Origin of the sequence: Propioniciclava sp., assembly GCF_029977985.1 — a bacterium.
Lineage (GTDB): Bacteria > Actinomycetota > Actinomycetes > Propionibacteriales > Propionibacteriaceae > Propioniciclava.
In genome coordinates this window covers 1-6,993 of the sequence record NZ_JARKOT010000171.1, presented here as the reverse complement: position 1 = coordinate 6,993, position 6,993 = coordinate 1, and the positions used below count along the sequence as shown (strand labels likewise).

7 protein-coding genes and 1 pseudogene are annotated in these 6,993 nt (G+C 72.4%); 7 read left to right on the top strand and 1 reads right to left on the bottom strand.

Features of this window, described 5'->3' with window-relative positions; translation table 11 throughout:
- Window positions 1–1,338, top strand: a 1,338-nt coding sequence (locus tag Q1K57_RS10740) for an NAD(P)/FAD-dependent oxidoreductase (protein WP_300082228.1), incomplete at its 5' end; no start/stop codon positions are given.
- A 45-nt stretch (window positions 1,339–1,383) separates the two neighbouring features.
- Here Q1K57_RS10740 and Q1K57_RS10735 read toward each other — a convergent pair.
- Entirely contained in the window at window positions 1,384–2,394 is a 1,011-nt protein-coding gene (locus Q1K57_RS10735) for an aldo/keto reductase family protein (RefSeq protein WP_300082225.1), read from the bottom strand.
- 184 nt (window positions 2,395–2,578) lie between these two features.
- Between Q1K57_RS10735 and Q1K57_RS10730 the strand changes: the two genes are divergently transcribed.
- The 6 genes and pseudogenes from Q1K57_RS10730 to Q1K57_RS10705 all read left to right on the top strand — a co-directional run.
- On the top strand, window positions 2,579–3,187 hold the full coding sequence (locus Q1K57_RS10730) for an LPXTG cell wall anchor domain-containing protein (RefSeq protein WP_300082222.1): 609 nt from the start codon (window positions 2,579–2,581) through the stop codon (window positions 3,185–3,187).
- Window positions 3,184–3,849 (top strand): hypothetical protein, encoded by a 666-nt coding sequence (locus tag Q1K57_RS10725; RefSeq protein ID WP_300082219.1) that lies wholly within the window; start codon window positions 3,184–3,186, stop codon window positions 3,847–3,849. The genes Q1K57_RS10730 and Q1K57_RS10725 overlap by 4 nt, the downstream gene beginning before the upstream one ends.
- Before the next feature lie 30 nt (window positions 3,850–3,879).
- Window positions 3,880–4,812 (top strand): dihydropteroate synthase, encoded by a 933-nt coding sequence (gene folP, locus Q1K57_RS10720; RefSeq protein WP_300082217.1) that lies wholly within the window; start codon window positions 3,880–3,882, stop codon window positions 4,810–4,812.
- Between the two features lie 147 nt (window positions 4,813–4,959).
- Window positions 4,960–5,694 carry a hypothetical protein gene (locus Q1K57_RS10715; protein WP_300082215.1) on the top strand — a complete coding sequence of 245 codons (735 nt, stop codon included), beginning with the start codon at window positions 4,960–4,962 and terminating at the stop codon, window positions 5,692–5,694.
- An 18-nt stretch (window positions 5,695–5,712) separates the two neighbouring features.
- Window positions 5,713–6,336 (top strand): hypothetical protein, encoded by a 624-nt coding sequence (locus tag Q1K57_RS10710; RefSeq protein ID WP_300082212.1) that lies wholly within the window; start codon window positions 5,713–5,715, stop codon window positions 6,334–6,336.
- Window positions 6,287–6,993, top strand: a pseudogene (locus Q1K57_RS10705) (hypothetical protein); the annotation flags it as partial. The gene Q1K57_RS10710 and the pseudogene Q1K57_RS10705, both read left to right, overlap by 50 nt.

Here is a 6,993-nt window from a genome sequence, read left to right as displayed (position 1 = left end):
TCGGGCTTCGGCGGCCTGTTCGCCGCCAAGGAGCTCGCCGGCACGAACGCCGAGGTCACCTTGATCTCGAAGAGCCCCGAGCACCTGTTCCAGCCGCTGCTCTACCAGGTGGCGACCGGCATCCTGTCCGAGGGGGCGATCGCGCCGTCGACGCGGGAGATCCTGAAGCGGCAGAAGAACGTGCGCACGGTGACCGGGCTGGTCACCGACGTCGACCTCGAGCAGAAGGTCGTCCACTACCGCTTCCACGATTCGGCGGGCGAACTCGCCTACGACTCGCTCATCGTCGCGGCCGGCGCCGGGCAGTCCTATTTCGGACACGACGAGTTCGCAACCTTCGCCCCCGGCATGAAGTCCATCGACGACGCCCTCGAGCTGCGTGCCCGCATCTTCTGGGCGTTCGAGCACGCCGAGCAGGCCACCGATCCGGAGCAGCGGCAGATGCTGCTCACCTTCGTCGTCGTCGGCGCGGGCCCGACCGGCGTCGAGATGGCCGGCCAGATCCGCGAGCTGGCCTCCCGCACGCTCGTCGGCCAGTTCCGGCACATCGACACCCGGGCCGCACGGGTCATCCTCATCGACGGCGCGCCGCAGGTGCTGCCCCCCTTCGGGCCGTCCCTGGGCGCGAAGACGCAGAAGTCCCTCGAGGACGCCGGCGTGGAGGTCATCCTCAACGCGATCGTGACGGGGGTCGACTCGACGTCGGTCACCTACAAGCCCAAGGACGGCGACCCTGTCACCATCCATGCGGCCTGCAAGGTGTGGGCGGCGGGCGTCCAGGGGAACGCCCTGGGCCGGAAGATCGCCGAGGCAGCGGGCGCCGAGGTGGACCGCGCCGGGCGCGTCGTCGTCCAGCCCGATCTCACCCTGCCCGGCCACCCCGAGGTGAGCGTGATCGGCGACCTGGCGTTCGTGCAGGGCGTGCCCGGCGTCGCGCAGGGCGCCATCCAGGAGGGCAAGTACGTGGCCCGGCGCATCGCCGACGCGCTGGCGGGCAAGCCCGCCACCGAGCCGTTCGCGTACAAGGACAAGGGCTCCATGGCGACCATCGCCAAGTACGCCGCGGTCGTCAAGATCGGCAAGCTCGAGCTGACGGGCTTCGTCGCCTGGGTGATGTGGCTCGTGCTGCACCTGTTCTACATCGCGGGATTCAAGGGTCGCGTGACGACGCTGCTCCACTGGGCGATCAGCTTCCTCGGCACCGGCCGGACCGAACGCGTGACGACCAACCAGCAGATGGTCGGACGCCTCGCCCTCGAGAAGCTCGGCCAGCGGGTCACCGGGCGCCTTCTCGCCGGTCAGGACGCGGACTCCGACGAGAAGCGCACCACCAACTGACGCGGGGAGCCCTCGGGTCGGACGCCCAGAGCCCCCGGCTCGGCCTCACACGGGACGCGCCGTTGGGGCGTTGCGCGCCGTCATCGCCGGGTCGCGGACGACCACGTCGCCGAGAGCGGCGTCGACGGCGTCCATGACCTCGGCGGAAAGCTCGACCCCGGAGGCCTTGACGTTCTCGGCCACCTGCTCCGGCCGCGACGCGCCGATGATCGCGGCGGCCACGTTCGCGTTCTGCAGCACCCACGCGACGGCGAGTTGTGCCATGGACAGGCCGAGATCGGCCGCGATGGGGGCCAGCGCCTGCACGCGCCCGAGCACGTCGTCGTTCATGAACCGCTTGATCATGGTGGCCCCGCCCTTGGTGTCGGTGGCCCGTGAACCCTCCGGCAGGGGCTGGCCGGGCACGTACTTGCCGGTCAGCACACCCTGCGCGACCGGCGACCACACGATCTGGCTGACGCCCAACTCCGCGCAGGCCGGCACGACCTCACCCTCGATCACCCGCCAGAGCATCGAGTACTGCGGCTGGCTGCTGATCAGCTGGACGCCGAGGTCGGCGGCGAGCGCGTGTCCGGCCCGGATCTGGTCGGCCGTCCACTCGCTGACGCCGATGTAGAGCGCCTTGCCCTGGCGCACCACATCGGCGAAGGCTTGCATCGTCTCCTCGAGCGGCGTCTCCACGTCGTAGCGGTGCGCCTGGTAGAGGTCGACGTAGTCGGTGCCGAGCCGCGTGAGCGACCCGTTGATCGACTCCATGATGTGCTTGCGGCTGAGGCCGCAGTCGTTCGGACCCTTGGGCCCCGTCGGCCAGTAGACCTTGGTGAAGACCTCGAGCGACTCGCGCCGTTCGCCCGCCAGCGCCTCGCCGAGCACGGTCTCGGCGGCCGTGTTCGCATACACGTCGGCGGTGTCGAAGCTGGTGATCCCGGCGTCGAGGGCGGCGCGGACGCACGCCTTGGCCTGCTCGTTCTCCACCTGCGACCCGTGCGTCAGCCAGTTCCCGTACACCATCTCGGTGATCTTCAACCCGGAGTTGCCGAGGTAGCGGTACTTCATCGTCCCTCCCTGTGCGTTCGGTTCCTTTCCTCATGCCTACCACTCGGACGCCGTCGCCGCGGCCCGGGTGCCGCACAGCAGGGCCACAGCTTTTCCGCAGCGGGCGTTCCCCCCGAGCCGGCCGGGAGAAACGTCGTTACCGGGGACCCCGACCGATCACGCCGAACTCTGCTGAGGAGCAACGATGACTGTCTCTCGCAAACTGATCGCAGGCCTGGGCGCGATAGCGCTGGGCGCCGCCGTCGTCGTGTCCATGCCGGGCGCGGCGCAGGCTGACAGCAACGACCACAAGGTCTGGGTCTGCAAGTACGTCGGCAAGCCCGGCGTCAACGAAACCCTGAAGCGGGGCAAGAACCCGATCCTCGTGGACTACAACGCCACCGGCATGGACCAGCCCACTGTCGGTGCGTGGTTCAACGACGCCCAAGGCCGCTCGTACGTCGTCGCGCTCGGGACCGATCCCGAGCCGTCGGTCGACCAGTGTCCCGTGCCCACCCCGACGCCCACGCCCACGCCGCCGACGCCGCCTGTGACGACGCCGCCTGTGACGACGCCGCCGGTGCCTCCGGGCACACGCCCGCCGGCGACACCGGCGACCACCTCGAGGCCGTCGACGCCGTCCCGGCCGACGACGCCGCCCAGGCCGACCACGACCGTGACGACGTCGACGAGCCCGCGCGGCGTCCCGGCCAAGACCGGCGATGAGAGCGACCCGACCGGACTCGCCGCAGTCGGCGCGCTCGGCTTGGCCGTCTCCGCAGGCGCCCTCGCGGTGGCACGGCGCCGCCGTTGAGCCGACGCGTCCTCACGATCGCGGCCACGCTCGGGATGATCCTGAGCGTGGCCGCGCTCGGCCGTTACGTCTGGCTCCGCTACCAGCCGCTGCCGGAGTCGCCGAGCCTGCCCGCGCTCACGGCCTCCCCCGTGGCGTCCTCGGCGGAACCCGCGCCGACGGCGTCCGGCACGATCAGCCCCGCCGTGGGGACGCTGAAACCGGTGGCCGCCCCGACCGAGGTGCGGCATGTGACCATCGAGGCGGCCGGGTTCTCGTCCGATGTGCGGACGATGGAGATCGCCGACTCGGGCGTGATCAACCCGCCGGATTTCTTCCATGTGTGGTGGATCCGCGACCGCGGGGTGGCGCCGAGCCGCGACGCCACCGACACCGCCTATCTTGCCTGCCACACCAACCAGGCCAAGGACGTCTCGGTCGTTCCCTGCAACGACCTGCAGCCCGAGCGTGTGCCGCTGGGCGCGACTGTCGCGGTCACCACTGACGTCGAGACGCTGCGCTACCGGGTGACGTCGGCGCACACCATCCTCCGGACGGACTTCGCGCATGCCCCCGAGGTGTGGGACGTCAACCCCGGACGCCTCGTCTGGGTCAACTGCTACCTCGCGGACGGGCGGCGCAGCGAGTACAACGCCGTGATCATCGCCGAACTCGAGCGTTGAGCGCCCTGGGCGGGCTGGGACACTGGGGACATGACGCCCGACATCTGGCCCGTGGATCCGCCCCGGACGCCGCCGCTGCGGCTGCGCGGACGCACGTTCGACGCCGCCCGCCCGGCTGTGATGGCGATCATCAACCGGACGCCGGATTCCTTCTACGCGACCGCCGGCACCCGCGAGGTGAACGCCGCGCTCGCAGCCCTCGACGCCGCCGTCGCCGAGGGGGCCGACCTGGTGGACGTGGGCGGCGTCCGCGCGGGCCAAGTGGGCGAGTGGGTGGACGCCGCCGCGGAGGTGTCGCGCATCCTGCCGTTCCTCGAGGCGGCCAGGGAGCGTCACCCCGATCTGGTGCTGAGCGTGGACACGTGGCGCTCGGAGGTGCTGGACGCCGTCGCCCACGTCGGCGTGGACCTCGTGAACGACACGTGGGCGGGTCACGACCCGGAACTCGCGGCCGGCGCGGCCGCGGTGGGGGCCGGCTACGTGGTGTCGCACACGGGCGGGCTGCCGCCCCGGACCGATCCCGTCGACGTGACCTACGGCGTCGACCCGGACGGCGTCGTCGTGGCGGTGCTGACCGGGCTGGCCGAGGGGGCGGCGCGCGCGCTGGCTGCGGGGGTCCGGCCGGACGGGGTGCTCGTCGATCCGACGCTCGACTTCGGCAAGACCACCCGGCACTCGCTGCGGGTGCTGCGGCACACGGCGCAGGTGGCATCGCTCGGGTTCCCCGTGTTGCAGGCGATCTCACGCAAGGACTTCGTGGGGGAGACCCTCGATCTGCCCGCCGACGAGCGGCTGGAGGGCTCGTTGGCGGCGACGGCCGTGGCGGCCTGGTTGGGGGCGACCGTCTTCCGGACGCACGACGTGCGTGCCACCCGGCGCGTGGTGGACATGGTGGCGTCCGTCCGTGGCGACCGCCCCCCGACGCGCGCCGAGCGCGGAGAGCCCGCGGTGGGCGACGTCTGAGCCTCCCGAGCCGTGGGGACTCGCGGCGGCCGGACCCCGGTGTTCTCGGCGGGGTACGACCACGGGACCACCCCGGGCGGCGACAACCGCGACCACGGTGTTGGCAACTGATTCGGCGCAAATGGTGCCCAAAACTAGAATGGAAGCATGACCGAGATTGCTTCCCCCCGTCCGAAGCTGGAGTTGTCGGCGACCGGAGTGGTCGCCGGCGCGCTGGCGTCCGTGACCTCCGCCGTCCTCGGCTCGCAACTGGGCACGGCCGGCACCCTCGTGGGTGCCGCGCTGGGCTCGACGATCGGCGCCGTGGCCACTGCCATCTACGCCTTCGGCCTGAAGAGCACCACCCACCGCATCACCACCGTCGCGAGCCGGTACCGCAGCGTCGCCCCCGAGACCGAGGCTGACCTCGACCAGAAGCTCGAGGACAAGCTCGACGAGGTGGACGCCGCCGCCCCCGTCCTCCCGGAGCGCACGCCGGTGAGCACCCGCCGCCGCGTCACCCGCTGGACGATCGCCGGCGTCGTCGCGTCGGCGGTGGCGGCGTTCGTCCTGGCCCTGGGGTTCATCACTGGCCTGGAGTCGGCGACGGGCACGTCGCTGTCGGGCACCTCCGGAACGACCGTGTCGCACGTCGCCCAGGGTGGCCAGTCCGACGCGGACGCCGCCGCCACGACCACCGAGGCCACGGCCGAGCCGAGCGCCGCGACCACCCCGGCGGCCACGGCGTCCGCGACCGCATCGGCCACCCCGGAGGCCTCCGCGTCGCCGACCGCCGAGGCCACCCCGACGGCCACCCCCACCGCCACCTCCACGCCGACCACGACGGCGACCACGCAGGCGGCGTCCGACACCACGGCGACGGCCGAGCCGACCGTGCACTGACCGGGCTAGCATGGCGCCGTGACCTCCCCCGAGCCCACCGCCGCCGCGAGGACCCCCCGTCGTCTGCGCCTGCCGAGCGGGCGCACCGTCGTGGACGTCCTGCTCGCGCTCGCCGCGCACGCCGCGGTGGGGCTGGCGTGGCTGGTCACGACGCTGGCCGTGATGGGGTCGTTGGGCGTCGTCCGCCGGATCGCGATGAACAGCGAGTACGCCTGGGACACCGGCCGGCTGCCGCAGCCGTGGGTGATCCCCCTCGGGCTGGTCGCGGCACTGGCCGCCCACCGGTTCTTCGCCTGGACCATGCGCCGCGCCGGCCACGGCCGCGCCGCCTGGGGCCCGTCGGTGGTCGCGTGGTGCGGCGTCCTGCTGGGGGTGCTGTTGGGCGCCTACCTGTGGATCCCGCCCGTCGAGGTCGGCCTGAAGGTCGGCCCAGCGGCCGGCGTCGCCACCCCGTGGGGGCCCATCGGCTGGCTCGCCTACGCTTCCCGCCTCATCTTGCCCGCCGTCGTCGGGTTCGTGACCGCCGCCCTGCTGCTCCTCTCGAAGCACAGTCCTCTCCTCGCTGCCTGGGAATGGCTGCGGCCGCGCCTGCGTGCGCCGCGGCGTCCGCGCCTCCTCCGGCGTCGACCCGCGGCCGCCTGACGTGGCCCGCAGCGGCGGCTCGTCCTTCTCCTGGCGAGGCTGGCTCGTCGTCTGGTTGGTTCCCTTGCTCATCGTCGGCGGTCTCGTCGCCGCCCTGATCGCGAGCCGGCCCCTGCCTGCGCTCGGCGTCGGTGTCGGCGACCCCTACTATCCGGACGCCGGCGCCCCCGGTTGGGATGCGCAGGCGTACACGGTCCGGCTCGCGCTGGACGCCGACCTCGCGCAGCTGTCCGCCACCACCACCATCACCGGCATCGCCACGCAGGACCTGGCCACCGTCGGCTTCGACCTCGCCTACCCGGTCACTCGCGCCACCCTGAACGGCACCGACGTCCGTGTCGTCGGCCAGGGCGGCGTGAATCGGGTGGCCGTGCCGCCCAGCCCGCTGCGGTCCGGCCAGGCGTTCACCCTGGAGGTCTACTACGCGGGCGATCCGTCCGAACGCCTCGAGGGCGACATGGGGGATCCCGTCGTCCGGGCGCAGGGCGAACTGCTCATCGCGGGTGAGCCCGAGGCGTCCGCCGCCTGGTTCGCCGCCAACGACCACCCCAGCGACATCGCCCGCTTCGAGCTCTACGCCACCGTCCCGGCCGAGGTGGAGGCGATCAGCGTGGGACGGCTCGTCAGCCGCGACGCCGACGCCGACCCCGACACCGC

What these genes read in the sequence shown, in the direction of transcription:
- Q1K57_RS10735 (WP_300082225.1), bottom strand. Translation starts at nt 2,394, where the DNA reads ATGAAGTACCGCTACCTCGGCAACTCCGGGTTGAAGATCACCGAGATG.
- Q1K57_RS10730 (WP_300082222.1), top strand. Translation starts at nt 2,579, where the DNA reads ATGACTGTCTCTCGCAAACTGATCGCAGGCCTGGGCGCGATAGCGCTG.
- folP (WP_300082217.1), top strand. Translation starts at nt 3,880, where the DNA reads ATGACGCCCGACATCTGGCCCGTGGATCCGCCCCGGACGCCGCCGCTG.
- Q1K57_RS10715 (WP_300082215.1), top strand. Translation starts at nt 4,960, where the DNA reads ATGACCGAGATTGCTTCCCCCCGTCCGAAGCTGGAGTTGTCGGCGACC.